Raw genomic sequence first — 17,177 nt, 5'->3', positions numbered from 1 at the left:
GCGCCCCGCTACAGCGCGCGGGCGAGCAGCGTGCCGCCGATCACGAGCATGGTGACGGCGACCAGGGCGTCGAGGAGCCGCCAGGCCCTGGGGCGGGAGAGGACGCCGCCGAGCAGCCGTCCGCCGTAGCCGATCCCGGCGAACCACACCAGGCTGGCCAGCATCGCGCCGGCGCCGAAGACCCAGCGCAGGGACCCCTGGTCGGAGGCGACCGAGCCGAGCAGCAGCACCGTGTCGAGGTAGACGTGCGGGTTGAGCCAGGTAAGGGCCAGACAGGTGAGGACGGCGGTGCGCACCGAGCCGGTCGAGTCCCCCCGGGTGTCCAGCGCCTCCCCCGCCGGCCACAGCGCACGGCGGGCGGCCAGCGCCCCGTAGCCGAGCAGGAAGACCCCGCCGGCGAGGCTGACGGCGGTCAGCGCGGCGGGCCACGCGGTGACCACGGCGCCCAGGCCGGCCACGCCGAGTGCGATGAGCACCGCGTCGGAGAGGAAGCAGATGCCGACGACGGCGAGGACGGCCTGCCTCCGCGCCCCCTGTCGGAGGACGAAGGCGTTCTGGGCGCCGATGGCGACGATGAGGGAGAGACCTGTACCGAACCCGGCGAGCGCCGCCGGAAGAAAACCGCTGTTCACGTGGCCCGACGCTATGCCGTGCGCCGCCATCAGTACAGCTGAAGTTTCTTAACTATCATTAGCCCGCGTGATGACCGATCTCCCGCACGACCAGGTGCGCACCCTGCTCGCCGTCGTCGACGAGGGCACCTTCGACGCCGCCGCGGCCGCCCTGCACGTCACCCCGTCCGCGGTGAGCCAGCGGATCAAGACGCTCGAGCAGCGCACCGGGCGGGTGCTGCTGACCCGCACCAAGCCGGTGCGGGCGACCGAGTCGGGTCAGGTGGTGGTGCGCTTCGCCCGCCAGCTGGCCGCACTGGAGCAGGACGCGGGCGTGGAGCTGGGGCTGGAGGGGAGCGGGACGCCGGCCCGCGTCCCGATCGCGGTGAACGCGGACTCGCTGGCCACCTGGTTCCTGCCCGCGCTGACCCGGGTGCCGCAGGACCCGCCGATCTGTTTCGAGCTTCGTCGTGAGGACGAGGGGCACACCTCGGCCCTGCTGCGGGACGGGCGGGTGATGGCGGCGGTGACGTCCTCGGCGGAGCCGGTGGCGGGCTGCACGGTCCGTCCGCTGGGCCTGGCCAGGTACCTGCCGGTGGCGAGCCCGGACTTCGCCGGGCGCCACCTGTCGGGCGGTGCTCTGGCGGACCTGCTGCCGAAGGCCCCGGCGATCGTGTTCGACCGGCGGGACGAACTGCAGGACCGGTTCGTGCGCTCCCTCACCGGCGGCGCCTCGGGCGCGGGGGTGCTGCGGCACCACGTGCCGACCTCGGAGGGGTTCCACGACGCGGTGTCCGCCGGCCTCGGCTGGGGACTGGTGCCCGAGCCGCAGGCGCGTCCCCTGCTGCGCGCGGGCCGCCTGGTGGACCTGGCGCCGGACCGCCGGATGGACGTCCCGCTGCACTGGCAGCAGTGGAAGCTGGACGTCCCGGCGCTCGCCCGGGTGACGGAGGCCGTCATGGCGGCCGCCGCCGAGGCGTTGCACCACCCCGGCGGCGGCGCCGCGTCGTCCGGCCGGGCGGGTCAGCAGCCGCCGCAGTTGTAGTACGTCACGTCCCAGTGGTTGCCCTCGAGGGCGTAGATGTTGCCGGACCCGGACTTGTACTGGGCGGCGCCGTCGCTGCGGTTGGCGATGCGCGAGAAGCTGCCGGTGATGTAGTTGCCGAGGCAGGTGGTCAGGCTGTAGTCGAGCTTGTAGCCGTTCCAGTGGCTGTACGTCCCGCTCGCGTGCCCCGTCTCGGTGCCGCCGGTGATGGTCATCGCGCACCCGGACGCGTTGCGGAGCGTCACGGCGCCCTGCGCGGTGGCCAGGTTGAGCTGCTCGAACGAGGTACAGGTGGAGACGTTGCGGTCGGAGCAGCCGCCGCTGGAGGTCCAGCCGATGCCCGCGTTGCGGAACATCGTCGTCGCGGTGGAGTGGCTGATCTTGCTGACCGCCGTGGCCGAGGTCCCCGCCGCGACCGCCGTGCCCGGCGCCGAGGCCAGCCCCGCGGTCAGGACGAGCGTGCCGAGGATCGTGTACGCCTTCGTTCTCATGGTGTGCCCCTGATGTCCGGTGGTGCGCGAATGTCATGGACAGGCTAAACGGGGGATGATCCTCCGGAACAGATCACGGAGGCAGACTTCTGCGGCCGGAGTGCGGTGGACGGCGCGCCGGGACCCGAGCGGGCCGGAGCGACGACGTTTTCCGATCAACTCCTGTGGCGCGTACGGTTTTTCGTCCCACCGCTCGGGGAAGGCACACGTCGCCCGGCAAGGACCGGCCGCCTCGCCGCGTCTCCGATCCGAGAGGACACCGCATGGACCCGATCGAGGCCCGCACCCGCTTCCACGCCCTGCGGGAGACGAAGGGCCCGGTGAAGGCCGCCGAACTCGACGAGATCTGGGCGGCGTTGGCGACCGTGCGGCCCGAGGAGATCCTCGGCGAGTGGCGGGGCGGCGAGTTCGTCACCGGCCACCCTCTCAACGGCACGCTGGAGAAGGCCGGTTGGTACGGCAAGACGTTCACCTCGGTGCACGACGCCAAGCCGCTGATCTGCCGGGGAGCGGACGGCGAGCTGTACTCCGACCGGGAGCTGGGCAAGGGTGAGGCGAGCCTGTGGACCGTCGAGTTCCGCGGCGAGTCGACGGCCACCATGGTGTACGACGGCCAGCCGGTGTTCGACCACTTCAAGCGGGTCGACGACGCCACCCTGATGGGCGTCATGAACGTCAAGGGCGTCCCCGCCGACGGGCCGTTCTTCTACTTCTTCCTGGAGCGCGCCGCCGGGCCCGGCCCCGGTTCCGCCGCCGGGCCGGGGCGGGACGCGTGAGGCCCGTCCGCGCCGCGGTCGTCGCGGCTCCGGGCGAGCCGTTCGCGGTCCGCGACGCGCGGATCGAGGAGCCGCGGCCCCACGAGGTGCTGGTGCGGATGACCGCGGCGGGGCTGTGCCACACGGACCTGGCGATGCGGGCCACCTGGCCCGAGCCGCTCACCCCCATGGTCTTCGGCCACGAGGGCGCGGGCCTGGTCGAGGCGGTGGGCGCGGAGGTCACCGGCGTCGCCCCCGGGGACCAGGTCTGTCTGACGTTCGCCAGCTGCGGCACGTGCGAGCAGTGCGCGGCGGGCCACCCGGCCTACTGCCTCGACGCGGGGGCCCTGAACTTCTCCGGCGGGCGCGGCGACGGCAGCACCGTGCTCTCCCTCGACGGCGCTCCTCTGCACGGCGGCTTCTTCGGCCAGTCCAGCTTCGCCACCCACGCCGTCGTCCACGAACGCGGTGTGGTCGGGGCGCCCGCCGACCTGCCGGCCACCGTCCTCGCGCCGCTGGGCTGCGGCGGGCAGACGGGCGCCGGCACCGTGCTCAACCGGCTGCGCCCCGAGCCGGGCAGTTCGCTGGTGGTGCTGGGGGCCGGCGGGGTCGGGCTGAGCGCGCTGATGGCGGCGGTGGCGTCGGGCTGCGACCCGGTCGTCGCCGTCGACCCGGTGCCCTCGCGACGGGTCCTGGCCACCGGGCTCGGGGCCAAGGCGGCCCTGGCCCCGGACGACGACCTGGTCACCGCGCTGCGTGACCTCACCGGCGGCGGTGCGCGCCACGTCGTCGACACCACCGGGCGTCCGGAGATGATCCGGCAGGCCGTCGGGGCGTTGCGTCCCCGGGGCGAGCTGGCCCTGCTCGGGCTCGGCCCGGAGGTCGCCTTCGACGTGCGGAGCCTGCTTTACAAGGGGATCCGCGTCCACGGGGTGGTGGAGGGCGACTCCGATCCCGCCCGCTTCCTTCCCGAGCTGATCGGCCTGTACCGGCGGGGCCTGTTCCCGGTGGACCGGCTGGTCACCACGTTCCCCTTCGAGGAGATCGAGACGGCGGTGGCCGCGATGCGCGACGGCAGCGCGGTCAAGCCGGTGCTCACCTTCGGCTGACCGGCTCCCCGGGCGCCGTGCCGCCGGCCTCCGGCTCCGTGCGCCCCGTGCTCTCCGAGCGGTCCGTGCTGTCCGTGCCGTCCGAGCGGTTCCCGCGGTCCGCGTGCGGCGTTCCGGGCAGCGCGAAGGACCGCACCAGGCGGGACGAGGCGGTGGACCGCAGCGCCAGGCGCAGGAGCAGGAAGCCCAGGACGCCTCCGAGCGTGTTGGCGAGCAGGTCGTCGGCGTCCGCCGAGCGGCCGTTGGCGAACAGCGCGTACATCAGCAGCTGGGTGAGCTCGATCACGGCGCTGAGCGCCAGGCTGCGAAGCGCCACGCCCTTCGCCGACAGCTCCGTGCGCGTCATCAGCGGGAGGAGGACGCCCAGCGGCACGAAGAGCAGCGCGTTCAGCGCGAAACTGGGGTCCGCGGACAGGAGACCGAGGCCGGGGACGGGCTGGATCTGGCTGTACCAGGGCGCCAGGTTCTGGGCGCGGTCCATCACCACGGGGAACCAGGTGAGGTCGGCGAGGGCCGCCGCCCAGAGGGCCGCGAGCAGCCGGACCGGCACGGTCCTTCCCGACCAGCCGGGATTGCCGCGTGCGGCCCGCAGGGCGAGCAGCAGCAGGAAGGCGAGCAGGAGGGGCGCCACGACCTCCCAGGACTCGATACGGATGGTGAAGCCGCCCATGACATGCTCCTCGTTGTGTTCAGTTCGATTACTCCGCCGGCGAGCACCACTCTTCCGGGCGGTCCGGCCGGGCGGATCCGGCCAAAGGCAGATCCTCGGCGCCTCGCTACGACTTTCGGCCGAGTGCTCGGCCCTCTCCTGGTGGCGGCCCTGAGCGGGCTGCTCCTGCTGGACCACCGGGCCGGTCTGGTGGGCACGCAGGGCGTGGCGGGCGGCAAGCTGCTCGTCGCCGCCGCGGCCGTGGCGCTCGTCGCCGTGTCGCCCTGGCTCGGGGCGAGGGCCCTGCCGTGGGCGGCCGGCCTCGCGGGGGCGGCCTCACTGGGCCTCTCGCTGTTCCTGCGGCTGGGCGCCGGGGACGGCTCCGGGCCGCTGACGTCCGGCGACGCCTTCGGCCTCACCGAGCCCGCGGCTCTGCTGGCGCTGCTGCTCCTGGTCACCCTGCGCGGCCGGCGTCACGCGGTCCTGGCGTGCGTCCTGGTCCTGCAGCCGGCGATCGTGCTGCGGCCCCTGGCGACCGGGGTGAGCGACACCGGCCTGTTCATGGCGCTGTTCCTCGCGCTGGCGACCACCGCGGCGCTCGGGGCCGGGGTGGCCCGGCGGCTGGTCCTGGCGGACCGGCGGCACCGGGCGGCGGCGGTCCGGCTGGAGCAGCGCGCCGAGTTCGCCCGGGACCTGCACGACTTCGTCGCCCACCACGTCACCGGCATCGTGGTCCAGGCCCAGGGCGCGCTGGCCGTCGCCGGGCGCCGACCCGAGCTGGTGCCGCCGGCGCTGGAGCGGATCGAGCGGGCGGGGTCGGAGGCGCTGGTCTCCATGCGGAAGATGGTCGGCATGCTGCGCGGCGAGGACGAACTGCCCCTGGCCCCGTCGGCGGGCGTCGCCGAACTGCGGTCGCTGGTCGAGCGGTTCTCCGCGGACGGAGGCGCACGGGCGAGTCTGGTCCTGGAGGGGACCTTCGACGACCTCCCCGTGGAGGTGGGCACCACCGTGCACCGCGTGGTGATGGAGGCGCTGACCAACGTCCGCAGGCACGCCCGCGACTGCGCCGAGGTCGAGGTCCACGCGGTCCGCTCCGGGGACCGCGTCACCGTGCGGGTCGTCGACGACGGACGGGCGCCCCAGCCGTCGGGCGGTGGATTCGGTCTGCGCGGCCTCGCCGAGCGGGCCGCACTGGTCGGCGGCCGTTTCCGGGCGGGACCGGTGCCGGGCGGCGGCTGGAGCGTCGAGGTCGTCCTGCCCGCGGCCGCCGCCTCCTCCGCCGCGCCCTCCCCCGAGGTGACCGCGTGACGATCCGGGTGCTGATCGCGGACGACCAGGTCATGGTCCGTACCGGGTTCGCGATGATCCTCGCCGCCGAGGACGACATCGAGGTCGTCGCCGAGGCGGGGGACGGCGTGCAGGCGGTGGAACTGGCCGGGCTGCACCGGCCCGACGTCGTGCTGATGGACATCCGCATGCCCCGGCTCGACGGGCTCGAGGCGATGCGCCGCCTGACCCGCCCGGGGGTCGCCGACCCGCCGAAGGTCGTGGTGGTCACCACCTTCGACGACGACGAGTACGTTCACCGCGCCCTGTCGCAGGGGGCCTGCGGGTTCCTGCTGAAGGACTCCGGTCCCGCCCTGCTGGTCGAGGCGATCCGGGCGGCCGCCTCGGGCGAGGCGCTGGTCGGCCCCTCGATCACCATGCGCCTGCTGCGCCGCCTGAGCCCTTCGGCGGGTGCGCGCCGGGAACCCGACGTGGCGCTGTCCGCCCGTGAACTGGATCTGGTCCGCCTGGTCGCCCGGGGCCTCACCAACGCGGAGATCGCGGCCGAACTGTCCATCTCCGTCGGCACGGTGAAGACCCACCTCGGCAACGTCCAGGCCAAGCTGCCCGCCCGCAACCGGGTGGAGATCGCCGCCTGGGCCTGGGAGACGGGCCTCGTCACCGCGCGGTGACTGGCGGACCGTCCCGACACCCGCATCGGGCGCCGCACCGCATGCCATCCTTGGCCGACAGGCTTGAGGGCGGGAAGTTGTGGCGCGGCGAGAACCTGCCCTCGCGTGTCGCGGAGGTGTTCGGCGCCGCGGAGTTCCTCGCCGTCCCGGTGGACGGCCGCGGGCTGTGCGCGGCCGCTGTCGAGGTCGACGGCCACCGGGTGGTCGTGCACGGGTTCCCGGGGCCGCGGAAGCCGCAGACCTCCGCGTTTCCGTGTGATTGACTGCTCCGCATGGCCCTCTCCCCGCACCCGCCCGTTCGGCCGTGACCGCCGAGCCGACCGCGGCCACCCGGCCACGCAACCGCCGGCAGCTCATCGTGGAGGCGGCCGGCCGGGCCTTCAGCGAACGTGGCTACCACCGGGCCTCCATGGAGGAGATCGCGGCCGGCGTGGGGATCACCGCGGCGGCCCTGTACCGGCACTTCCCGAACAAGTACGCGCTGTTCGCCGAGTGCGCCGACGTCATGATCGACCGGCTGGTCACCGCGCTGGACGAGGTCCCGGCCGGGGCTCCCCTGCCGGAGGTGCTCACGGCCGTGGCCCGGGTGACGGTCGCGCACCGCGCGGCGGGCGGTGTGTACCGCTGGGAGGCCCGCTATCTGGACCGGGAGGACCGTCTGCGTCTGGGCGCCAAGTTCGGGCGCCTGATCCGGCGGGTCGACGAGGCGGTGCAGGGCGCGTACGCGCTCCCCGACAACCGGCTGCGGGCGGTGGCGGCGCTCGGAGCGATCGGGTCGGTCACGATGCACCACACCTCCCTCGCCCAGCGCCGCGCCGAGGACCTGCTGACGGCGTCCGCGCTGGGCGTGGCGGCGACCGATCCGACGACCGCGGTGCCGGGCGCCCGCTCCGTGGCGCTGCCGGCCCGCCAGGCGCCGCGGACGCGGCGTGCGGAGATCCTGGCGGCCGCCATCCCGCTGTTCGCGCGGGACGGGTTCGCCGCCGTCACCAACGGCCAGATCGCGGAGGCCGTCGGGCTGACCCCGTCGGCGCTGTACCGGCACTACCCCGGGAAGGTCGACATCCTGGCGGCGGCCTGCCTTCAGGCGGCGGGTCTGCTCTCGCAGGCGGTGGAGGTCGGTCTCGACGGGGTGGCCGACCCGCGCCAGGCGCTGGTGGCCCTGGCCGCGACGTACGTGGCGTACAGCTTCGAGTACACCGAGCTCACCAGTGTCGCCGAGGCCGAGCTGGCCGGGCTGCCGGCGGAGCTGCGGCGTCCCCTGGTCCTGGCGCAGCGCGAGCACATAGCGGTGTGGGAGCAGCAGTTGCGGCTGGTGCGTCCGGAGCTCGATCCGCGCCAGGCCCGCGTGCTGGTGCACGCGGGCTTCGGCGTGGCCGTCGAGGCCGGACGCAGGGTGCGGTGGCGGGACACCCACGACCACCGTGCCGCGGTGACGGCGCTGGTCGTGGGCGCCCTCGGCCTGTGAAGGGCGTGGGCCCGGGGCCGGCGGGTCAGCCGGCCGCCCGGTTCCCGGTGGGGATGGTGATGGGCGTGGTGGTCGAGGATCCGCCGTTGTTGAGGAACAGCATGGCCAGGCCGCGGATGAACTGGTCGACCATGTAGAACGTGCCGGGCATGATGGGCGACAGTCCTTCGCGGAACAGGATGTACGCGGGCCACGCGGTGCGGACCAGGGCCGCCGCCGCGTAGTCGCGCTTGAGGCCCAGCCAGTCCCCGACCTCGTCGCTGAGGACGTAGCGCACGAACTCGTTGAGGAACCCGCGGGTGACGCCGAGGTCGATCTGCGCGGTGAGCCCGAGCAGCACCTCGGCGAGGTCCTTGCCCTCGGTGGTGGGGGCCATGATCGGGGTGAGCACCTGCGCCGACTGCGCGTGCGCGGCCGCCCAGGTCTGCGGGATGTACTCGTCCGGCACCCCGAGCAGGTGCAGGGCGACCTGCCAGGAGTGCAGGAACGCCTCCTGGTCCGCCGCCGGGAAGGGGATCCGCCAGTCCGTCAGCTTGCTGTGCACGTAGGTGCCGAGGCTGTGGAAGGTGACCAGGATGTCGGCGGCGCTGATCGGGATGGTCTGGTCGGCGCCCGCCTTCCAGTGCGGCGACTGGGGCAGCAGGTGACGCACCGCGGCGTGCACCAGCCGGGTCTTGTTGGCGGTGACGACGAACTGTCCCGACGGCTCGAAGGCGCGCAGCTGGGACAGGTCGTAGCCGAAGGTGAACGTCTTGGCCGCGCGGTCCTGCATGTCGGCGCCGCCCGCGGACCAGTACACGCTCCTGGCCTCGCGCGGGATCACGGTGCTCATGATGCCGCTGCCGAGGCCGTACAGCATGAACAGGTAGGTGTCCCTGCGCCGGTTGAAATCGGCGGCGCGCCGCAGCTTGGTGAGGTCGGCCCAGGCCGGCAGTTTGTTCACCTGCCGCAGGTGCGCGGTGAGTTCGGCCGGCAGGCCGCTGGGCAGCGGGTCGCCGTTGTTCACCCACTTCGCCATCGCCGTGTTGACCGCGGGCACCTGGCCGTTGTCGAGCAGCGAGGCCATCAGGGGATCGGTCGCGTCGTCCCAGATCCACTCGGGGTCGGCGCCCGCTCCGCTTCCGGCGACCGAGTCGGCCGACGACCAGGCCCACGCCTTGGGGCCCTCCAACGCGCCCACGAGGCCGAGCGCGGCGCCGAGGGACAGGACTCTGCGCCTGTTGAGATTCTCCATTGACTTACCCGCTTCCCTGCTGGGCCGGACGGCGCTTCACGCCGTTCTCACTTGCCAGTTGCGAGACGATCGCACTTCGGGTCGTGCCGGGATATGTGATTCCTCATTAACATAGCGAGGCTTGTGGTCGTCGGCAATGGTCGTGACGAGGGGTCCCGGAGACCCGGCGCGCGGCGCGGCGGAGCGTCCTCCTCGCCTCCGGTCGCCCCGCCGGCGAAGCCCCGCCCCGCCCCGGCACTCCCACCCGACCGCCGGGCAACTCCGTTCGCTGCAAGGCTCGTTGACCCCGGCCAAGTCATTGACGCTGCGGGCGGGCAGTGATTCACTCCGGGGCTGAGAGCGCTCTCAAAGCGCGGTTGAGGACCAGCCGCGATCCGTCTTGCCCCACCACATGCAGGGAGAGCCGTGTCCGTGATTCCCTCTCGTCGTGCCATGCTCCGCGGGGTGGCGGCCGCCGCCGCCACGGTGCCGTTGGGCGGCGCAGCCGCAGGATCGGCCTTCGCGTCGCCGGCCTCCGCCGACCGGGGCGGCCGGGGCGCCGCCGGTCACGGGGCGGCCGGTCTGGGGCCGAACGTCCTCGTCTTCGACCCCTCGATGGGCGACGCCGCCATCCAGGAGCGGATCGACGCCGTCTTCAAGGTCCAGGAGGCCAACCAGTTCGGCACCGAGCGGTTCGCCCTGGCGTTCAGGCCCGGCACCTACGAGCTGGAGATCAACGTCGGCTTCTACACCCACGTCCTCGGCCTCGGCGACAGCCCCGAGGACGTCGTGATCAAGGGGCACGTGACCGCCGACGCCCAGTGGTTCGAGGGCAACGCCACGCAGAACTTCTGGCGGGCCTGCGAGAACCTGACCATCGTGCCGCCGGACGGCCTCGACCGATGGGCCGTCTCCCAGGCGGCGCCGATGCGCCGGTGCCACGTCAAGGGCGACATGATCCTGATGCCGAGCCCGCCCGGCAACGGGTGGTCCAGCGGCGGCTTCCTGGCCGACAGCCTGGTGACCGGCACCATCAACGCCGGCTCGCAGCAGCAGTGGCTGTCCCGCAACGACACCGTCGGCCGCTGGAAGGACGCCCAGTGGAACATGGTCTTCCTCGGCGTCCGCGGCGCACCGGAGACCAGCTATCCGACCCCGCCCATCACCACCCTGGACCGCACCCCGGTGATCCGGGAGAAGCCGTTCCTGACCGTCGACCGCAGGGGCGCCTACCAGGTCTTCGTGCCCGCGCTGCGGCACGACACCGCCGGCACCAGCTGGGAGAACGGGCCGGCCGCCGGCCGCCACATCTCCCTGAGCAGGTTCCATGTGGCGCGGCCGGGCGACTCCGTCACGCGGATCAACGCGGCACTCGCCTCCGGCAAGCACCTGCTGCTCACCCCCGGCGTCTACCGGCTGTCCAAGCCGCTGCGGGTCACCCGTCCGGGCACCGTGGTCCTCGGTCTCGGGCTGGCCACGCTCCAGGCCGTCGACGGCAACTCGCTCATCGAGGTCTCCGACGTCGGCGACGTCTCCGTGGCCGGCCTGATGCTGGAGGCGGCCTCCGCCCACTCCCCGGTGCTGCTGCGGGTCGGCGACGGCCGCAGCCGCAAGAACCACGCGCACCACCCCACCGTGCTGTCCGACGTCTTCGTGCGCATCGGCGGATCCGTCCCCGGCGGGGCCGGGGTGTCGATCCAGATCGACAGCAACGACGTGATCACCGACCACATCTGGGCCTGGCGCGGCGACCACGGCCTCGACGGCACGGTCGGCTGGTCGGTCAACCCGGCCGGCGTCGGTTTCCTCGTCAACGGCGACCGGGTCACCGCCTACGGCCTCTTCGTCGAGCACTACCAGGACCACGAGGTCGTCTGGAAGGGCGAGAAGGGCCGCACCTATTTCTTCCAGAACGAGCACCCGTACGACGTCCCGACCCAGTCGGCGTGGCGACGCGGCTCCACCAACGGCTACGCCGCCTACAAGGTCGCCGACGACGTCAGGGACCACAAGGCCTGGGGCCTCGGCAGCTACGCCTTCTTCAACCTCAACGCCGACATCTACACCGACCGCGCCTTCGAGGTCCCCGACACCCCGGGCGTCGTCCTGACCTCGATGGTGACCGCCTGCCTCAACGGACCGGGCGGCGGCGGCATCCTGCACACCGTGAACAAGGCGGGCGACCCCGTCACCAACGGGTTCGCGCTGCACTGGATGAAGTCCTACTCCAACGGCGTCGCCACGTACTGACCGGCAGCCGCACCGGTCCGGCGAGCCCTCCGCTCCCCCACCACGGGGCGGAGGGCTCGTCGGCCGTCGGGTCGGGCGCGCGGCTCAGACCGCCTCGCGCGGCGGCGCCGTCGCGTCGCCCTCTCCCCTGTCCCCGGCCCTCGCCCGCGGGCCGCCAGAACTGCCCGGACCGCCCGGACCGCCCGCACCGGCGGTGGCGGGCCTCAGGAACCAGCGCCGCGCCGAGACGAGCCACCAGGCGCCGCAGAACGCGACGACCACGCCGACCGCGACGGGCGCGTAGTTGAAGGTGCCGGCGGTGACCGGCGAGCTCTGCGGCAGCATGAACAGCACCGTGATCACCAGCACCCACGCCACGGCGACGGTGCCCACCACGCCGGACCAGGGGCCCAGGTGCCAGGGCCCCCGCTCGAACCGGTCGCCCTGCCGCAGCCGCAGGTAGGTGGGGATGACGTAGGCGATGTAGAGACCGATGGTGGCGATGGAGGTGACCGCCGCGTAGGCGGTGGTGTTCCACAGGTACGGCAGGCCGAGGACGAACGCTCCTCCGGCGGCCAGCCACACCGCGTTGGTGGGAGTGCGGGTCGCCGGGTCGAGCCGGTGCCACACCCGGGAGAACGGCAACGCCCCGTCCCGTGAGAAGGCGTAGATCATCCGGGAGTTGGCGGTGACGGACGCCATGCCGCAGAAGAACTGGGCGACGATCACGACCAGCAGCAGCCAGGTGCCCGCCGCCTCCCCCAGCGCGTCCATGAGGATCTGCGCCGGGGGCACCCCGGTGCTCGAGGCGAGGGCCCCGTCGTAGGACTGGATGGCGAAGGTGAAGCCGAGCAGCAGCACGAAACCGGCGGCCAGGGAGACCAGGATGGAGCGGACGATGCCTTGGGGACCGGCGACGGAGGCGCCCACCGTCTCCTCGGTCATGTGGGCGGAGGCGTCGTAACCGGTGAACGTGTACTGCGCCATCAGCAGGCCGATCAGCACCACGTAGACGCTGCTCGAGAAGCCGGTGTTGTTGACGAACTCGCCGAAGACGAAACCCGCCGACCGGTGCTGGTCGGGGACGAGCACCAGCGCCCCGCAGACGACGGCCACGCCGAGGATGTGCCACCAGATCGACACCTCGTTGAGGATGGCGACGATGCGGACGCCGAAGGTGTTCAGCAGCCCGTGCAGCACGAGGATGATCCCGAACAGGGTGATGGTGTGACCGGGCGTGGCCTCGAAGCCGAGACGCAGGTCGAGCCAGGCGTTGAGGAAGGTGGCGGCGCCGAAGTCGACGCCCGCGGTGACCGCGATCTGGCCCAGTGTGTTGAACCAGCCGGTGAACCAGGCCCAGGCCGCCGCGGAGCGGGCGGGAGCCATGCGGTGCGCCCAGAAGTACAGGCCCGCGCTGGTCGGGTAGGCGGAGCAGACCTCGGCCATCGACAGACCCACGAACAGCGTCATGAGGCCGACGAACAGCCAGCCCCACATGATCACCGCCGGTCCGCCGGTGTTCATGCCGTAGCCGTACAGGGTCATGCAGCCGGACAGGATCGAGATGATCGTGAAGCTGACGCCGAAGTTGGCGCGGCTCGACATCGAGCGCGAGAGCGTCTGCCGGTAGCCGAGCTGTTCGAGGCGCTCCTCGTCGGAGAGGGGGGATTCGTCGTGAGTCATGGGCTCGCACCCTTCGCACATCGGGGGGTGGTTTCCGCGGGAACAGCACCTGTGCCCGGCCACAGTAGGCCCGCGGAACCGGCGGGCGAAGGGTGCGTTCACCCCGACGCGTGCGCGTGGGCCGCGAGTGAGCACGGAACGGCCAACAGTGAGCACCGAACGGACTGGTGACTGAGCAACAGGTAGCGGCACCGTGCCTCCCACGGACAGACGTGCGAGGAGGCTTCGGATGACGGAACAGGACGTGATCGTGATCGGCGCGGGACCGGTCGGTCTGGCGACGGCGATGTCGCTGGCCGGGCAGGGACTGCGGGTCACGGTGCTGGAGCGGGACGGCGCCGAACCGGGCGACGGGCCCGGCGGCACGGGGCAGGACGGCGCCGGCCGTGCGGGAGGGGACGCCGCGGAGCGGGCCTGGGAGCACTGGCGCCGGCCCGGCGTCTCCCAGTTCCGCCAGCCGCACATCCTGCTGCCTGCCGGTTCCGCGCTGCTGCGCGCCCGGCTGCCGCAGGTCGCCGACGCGCTGGTGGAGACGGGCCCGCTCCGGCTCAACATAGCCGGGGCGGCACGGGAGCTGCCGGGAATGGGCGGTCCCCTGCCCGGCGACGAACGCTACGACACCCTCACCGCGCGCCGCCCCGTGCTGGACGCGGCCTTCGCCGCGGCCGCCGAGGCCACCCCGGGGGTGACCGTGCGCCGGGGCGCCGCCGTGACCGGGCTGCTCACCGGCACGGCGCGGGCCGAGGGGCGCCCGCACGTGACCGGCGTGGTGACCGGGCGGGGCGAGGAACTACGCGCGGCCCTCGTGGTGGACGCCGGCGGCCGCAACTCCCCCGTGCACGCGCTGGTGGCCGGGCTCGGCGGACCGCCGCCCGCCGAGGAGCGCGCCGAGTCGGGCTTCGTCTACTACGCACGCACCTACCGCGCCCCGGGCGGCGCGCCGCCCCACCCCCTCTGGCCGCTCGTCCACCACGAGGGCGTGTCCACCATCGTGATCCCGGCCGACCACGAGACCTGGTCCGTGGTCCTGGTGGTCTCCAGCCGGGACCACGCCCTGAAGGTCCTGCGCGAACCGGCCGCCTGGGAGCGGGCGGCGCGGCTGCTCCCCGAGCTGGAGGGCCGCACGGACGGCGAGCCGATCACCGCGCCCCAGGCCATGGCGGGCCTGCACAGCCGGATCCGCCGGACCGTGGTGGACGGCCTGCCGGTGGTGACCGGGCTGGTCCACGCCGGTGACGCCTGGGCCGCCACCGACCCGCAGTTCGGGCTCGGCCTGTCGATGGGTCTGACCCACGCCGTCGCCCTCGCCGACACGGTCGCCAAGACCGGCCTCGCGGACGCGACGGAGCTGGCGCTGCGCTTCGACGAGGTCACCGAGGCGACGCTCACGCCCGTCTACGCCCGGCTGCGGGAGTGGGACCGGCACCGGATCGCCGAGATCGACGCCGTGATCGACGGCCGCGCCTACGAGACCGACGACCCCGGCTGGCACCTCACCAACGCCCTCGACGGCATCAAGCTCGCCGACCCGGACGTGCTGCGGGCGATGACCGAGGTCGCCTGCATGCTCGACTCCCCGGAGAACGCGTTCGCCGCCCCGGGCCTGGTGGAACGCGCGCTCACCCTGAACGGCGGCCCCGCGTGGACCTGGCCGGGCCCGTCCCGCGCCGAGGTGCTGGCCGCGGCCCGGGCCGCGTGACCTCGGCCCACCCGCCGTTCGACATCCCCGTCACCCTCCCAGGCGTGCGCGGGAGAGCCCTGCCCGCCGACCGAAAGGACACCGTGCACCACCGTCTTCCCACCGCGCTCACCCTCTCCGTCGTCCTGGCCGCCGGCCTGCTGACGACCGCCTGTGGCGGCTCCGCCGCGGACCCGGACGCCGCCGACCCTGCCGCCGCGGCCTCCCAGGGCCAGGACTCGTCCGGCGGCGCCGAGGCCTCCGACGGGGCGGCCTCCGGCGAGTCCCCGGCCGACGGCCGTGACGACGCCGGTGACGGCGACGCGTCGGGCACGACCGCGGACACGTCCGGCGACGCCGCGGCCGACGGGTCCGGCGCCGGGCGTGACTGCGGCACCGGCGATCTGACCTGGTCGGCCAGGCCCAGGACCCAGGCGGGCGGTTACCTGCAGATCGCCGCCACGGCGAAGCCCGGTGTCACCTGCGTCCTGCCGGCGGGCCTCCCGGTCGTGGCGTTCGGCTCCGGCGGTATCCAGGCCGGCCCCGCCGAGCAGTCCGCCGGCGACGCGATCACCCTCGGCGGCGGCAGGACGCTCTACGCGGGCGTCAGCCCGAAGACGAGCAGCGGCGACACGGGCACGGAGTTCGGCACCGTCATCGTCGCGGTGAGCGAGGGAGACCCCGACCCCGTCTCGCTGAAGATCGACCCTGTCGTCGTCGACGCGCCGGTGGTGACGAGCTGGCATACCGACCCGGCGGACGCCGTGCCGCTCGCCCAGTGACCACTCCGGCCGCCGCCCGGGCCCCGAGGGGGCGTGGGCGGCGGCCGGTCGTGCGGTGTTCGGGTCGGTGCGTTCGGGTCTGTGCGGGGCGGTTCAGGCGGGGTCCACGCCGTGGCTGATCAGCCAGGCCAGCGGGTCGATGGCTCCGCCGCCACCCGGGTGGACCTCGAGGTGGAGGTGCGGACCGCTGGAGTTGCCGGTGTCACCGGAGTAGGCGATGGTGTCGCCCGCCTTGACCACCGCGCCGGGGGTCAGTTTCCAGCTGGCGAGGTGGCAGTACCAGGTCTCCGTGCCGTCCTTGGCGGTCACGATCACCATGTTGCCGAGCGCACTGTTCACCTTGTGGCTCACCACGCCGTCGGTGACCGCGAACACCGGGGTGCCGTAGGAGACGGGGAAGTCGATGCCCGTGTGCCCGCGGGCCCATCTGGACCCCGCCGCCCCGTAGTAGGCGCTCAGCCCTCGCCGGTTGACCGGGCTGACGAACTTCGGCCGCAGCCGCTCCTTCTTGGCGGCCTCCTCGGCCGCCTTCTTCATCTCCGCCTCGCGCCGCTCCGCGAGGTCCTCGCGCTCCTGCTCGCGGCTGGCCCGGCCCCCGAAGTCGTTGGCCGCGGCCGTGATGCCGCCGAGCTGGGCGGCGAACTCGTCCTCGTAGGAGGGCTTCACCGGTCTGGGGTCCGACCCGGAGGCCGCCGAGGCGTCGGTGGACCCGTCCGTGGACACGACGGCCACCGCGGCCGCAGCCACCCCCATCACGCACGCCGAGGGCACCGCCACCCGCAGCAGCGCGGTCCGGCGGACCGGTGCGCGGCGACGGCGCCGGGACCCGGCGTGGGGCGGGGCGAACGTCGAGGCGGCGAGGGCGTCCGGCGCGTCGTGGTCCCCGGTGCGCTGCTCGGGAACGGAGGCCGTGGAGGCACCGTCCGCGCCCGGGCCGCCGTCGTCGGACGCCGCGGTGTTCCAGGAACCGGTGTCCCAAGAACCCGTGTCCCACGAGCCGGTGTCCTGCGGACCGGTCTCCGCCGAACCGGTGTCGAGCGCCCGCGCGTCCCATGAGCCGGTGTCCCATGAGCCGGTGTCGAGCGAGCCCGTGTCCCAGGAGCCCGTGTCGTACGCCCCCGTGCCGGCCGCACCGGCGTCGTGCACACCGGTGTCGTACGCACCGGTGTCGTACGCGCCCGCCGCGAACGCTCCGGTCGGGTGCGCCCCGGTGCCGTACGTCCCCGTGCCGTACGCGCCCGTGTCGTACGCCCCACCGGTGAACGTGCCGGTGTCGTGGCCGGTGAACCGGCCCTCGGTCTCGGCGAAGTACTGCGCCGCGTACGCGTCGTACGGGTCGGCGGTGTCCCACCCGCCGTCGCCGTGCCGGGCGGCGGTCACCGCGCACACGTCGTAGGGCGCCCCTCGGGCACCGTCCGTCCAGGGCTCCCCCGACGCGCCGTTCGCCTGCGGGGTCGTCTCTCCCGACGAATGATGCTCGTCCACCGGTCCTCTTCCGCTCGACGC

At 73.5% G+C, this 17,177-nt stretch carries 16 protein-coding genes; 10 read left to right on the top strand and 6 right to left on the bottom strand.

All coding sequences use genetic code 11. From position 1 onward, the window contains the following. Positions 1-8: 8 nt before the first annotated feature. Complete coding sequence (locus ABT026_RS18810) at positions 9-632, bottom strand: LysE/ArgO family amino acid transporter (RefSeq protein ID WP_351115704.1); 624 nt, start codon at positions 630-632, stop codon at positions 9-11. A 70-nt stretch (positions 633-702) separates the two neighbouring features. On the opposite strand from ABT026_RS18810, the gene ABT026_RS18805 reads away from it, so the two are divergent. After that, on the top strand, positions 703-1,656 hold the full coding sequence (locus ABT026_RS18805; RefSeq protein WP_351115738.1) for a LysR family transcriptional regulator ArgP: 954 nt from the start codon (positions 703-705) through the stop codon (positions 1,654-1,656). Here ABT026_RS18805 and ABT026_RS18800 read toward each other — a convergent pair. Further along, on the bottom strand, positions 1,635-2,147 hold the full coding sequence (locus tag ABT026_RS18800; RefSeq protein WP_351115703.1) for a hypothetical protein: 513 nt from the start codon (positions 2,145-2,147) through the stop codon (positions 1,635-1,637). The genes ABT026_RS18805 and ABT026_RS18800 overlap by 22 nt on opposite strands. A gap of 263 nt (positions 2,148-2,410) precedes the next feature. On the opposite strand from ABT026_RS18800, the gene ABT026_RS18795 reads away from it, so the two are divergent. Both ABT026_RS18795 and ABT026_RS18790 read left to right on the top strand, forming a co-directional pair. Next, on the top strand, positions 2,411-2,923 hold the full coding sequence (locus tag ABT026_RS18795; protein WP_351115701.1) for a DUF4334 domain-containing protein: 513 nt from the start codon (positions 2,411-2,413) through the stop codon (positions 2,921-2,923). Continuing rightward, entirely contained in the window at positions 2,920-4,011 is a 1,092-nt protein-coding gene (locus tag ABT026_RS18790; RefSeq protein ID WP_351115700.1) for an NAD(P)-dependent alcohol dehydrogenase, read from the top strand. The genes ABT026_RS18795 and ABT026_RS18790 overlap by 4 nt, the downstream gene beginning before the upstream one ends. Here ABT026_RS18790 and ABT026_RS18785 read toward each other — a convergent pair. Next, a complete protein-coding gene (locus ABT026_RS18785) occupies positions 3,998-4,681 on the bottom strand; it encodes a VanZ family protein (protein WP_351115699.1) in 684 nt (227 codons plus the stop codon). The genes ABT026_RS18790 and ABT026_RS18785 overlap by 14 nt on opposite strands. A 123-nt stretch (positions 4,682-4,804) precedes the next feature. On the opposite strand from ABT026_RS18785, the gene ABT026_RS18780 reads away from it, so the two are divergent. Genes ABT026_RS18780 through ABT026_RS18765 form a run of 4 tightly spaced genes read left to right on the top strand, consistent with a single transcriptional unit; the run spans position 4,805 to position 8,086 of the window. Beyond that, complete coding sequence (locus tag ABT026_RS18780) at positions 4,805-5,968, top strand: sensor histidine kinase (RefSeq protein ID WP_351115698.1); 1,164 nt, start codon at positions 4,805-4,807, stop codon at positions 5,966-5,968. Next, positions 5,965-6,618, top strand: a complete 654-nt coding sequence (locus ABT026_RS18775) for a response regulator (protein ID WP_351115697.1) — start codon at positions 5,965-5,967, stop codon at positions 6,616-6,618. The genes ABT026_RS18780 and ABT026_RS18775 overlap by 4 nt, the downstream gene beginning before the upstream one ends. Before the next feature lie 50 nt (positions 6,619-6,668). Further along, positions 6,669-6,881 (top strand): hypothetical protein, encoded by a 213-nt coding sequence (locus tag ABT026_RS18770; protein WP_351115696.1) that lies wholly within the window; start codon positions 6,669-6,671, stop codon positions 6,879-6,881. 41 nt (positions 6,882-6,922) lie between these two features. Next, complete coding sequence (locus ABT026_RS18765; protein ID WP_351115695.1) at positions 6,923-8,086, top strand: TetR/AcrR family transcriptional regulator; 1,164 nt, start codon at positions 6,923-6,925, stop codon at positions 8,084-8,086. 25 nt (positions 8,087-8,111) lie between these two features. Here the strand turns inward: ABT026_RS18765 and ABT026_RS18760 are convergent, their stop codons facing one another. Beyond that, positions 8,112-9,320 carry an oxygenase MpaB family protein gene (locus ABT026_RS18760; protein WP_351115693.1) on the bottom strand — a complete coding sequence of 403 codons (1,209 nt, stop codon included), beginning with the start codon at positions 9,318-9,320 and terminating at the stop codon, positions 8,112-8,114. Between the two features lie 432 nt (positions 9,321-9,752). On the opposite strand from ABT026_RS18760, the gene ABT026_RS18755 reads away from it, so the two are divergent. Beyond that, on the top strand, positions 9,753-11,549 hold the full coding sequence (locus ABT026_RS18755) for a pectate lyase-like domain-containing protein (protein ID WP_351115692.1): 1,797 nt from the start codon (positions 9,753-9,755) through the stop codon (positions 11,547-11,549). An 84-nt stretch (positions 11,550-11,633) separates the two neighbouring features. Here the strand turns inward: ABT026_RS18755 and ABT026_RS18750 are convergent, their stop codons facing one another. Continuing rightward, entirely contained in the window at positions 11,634-13,211 is a 1,578-nt protein-coding gene (locus ABT026_RS18750) for an amino acid permease (RefSeq protein ID WP_351115691.1), read from the bottom strand. Positions 13,212-13,440: 229 nt separating this feature from the next. Here ABT026_RS18750 and ABT026_RS18745 point away from each other — a divergent pair, with 229 nt between their 5' ends. Beyond that, entirely contained in the window at positions 13,441-14,910 is a 1,470-nt protein-coding gene (locus ABT026_RS18745; protein WP_351115689.1) for an FAD-dependent oxidoreductase, read from the top strand. A 44-nt stretch (positions 14,911-14,954) separates the two neighbouring features. Further along, entirely contained in the window at positions 14,955-15,671 is a 717-nt protein-coding gene (locus tag ABT026_RS18740; RefSeq protein ID WP_351115688.1) for a DUF4232 domain-containing protein, read from the top strand. A gap of 93 nt (positions 15,672-15,764) precedes the next feature. Here the strand turns inward: ABT026_RS18740 and ABT026_RS18735 are convergent, their stop codons facing one another. Further along, positions 15,765-17,156 (bottom strand): M23 family metallopeptidase, encoded by a 1,392-nt coding sequence (locus ABT026_RS18735; RefSeq protein ID WP_351115686.1) that lies wholly within the window; start codon positions 17,154-17,156, stop codon positions 15,765-15,767. Between the last annotated feature and the right edge of the window lie 21 nt (positions 17,157-17,177).

Origin of the sequence: Streptomyces sp. NPDC002734, assembly GCF_040295685.1 — a bacterium.
Lineage (GTDB): Bacteria > Actinomycetota > Actinomycetes > Streptomycetales > Streptomycetaceae > Streptomyces.
The sequence above is the reverse complement of the archived record's forward strand: the minus strand, read 5'-3'. Positions and strand labels throughout refer to the sequence as shown.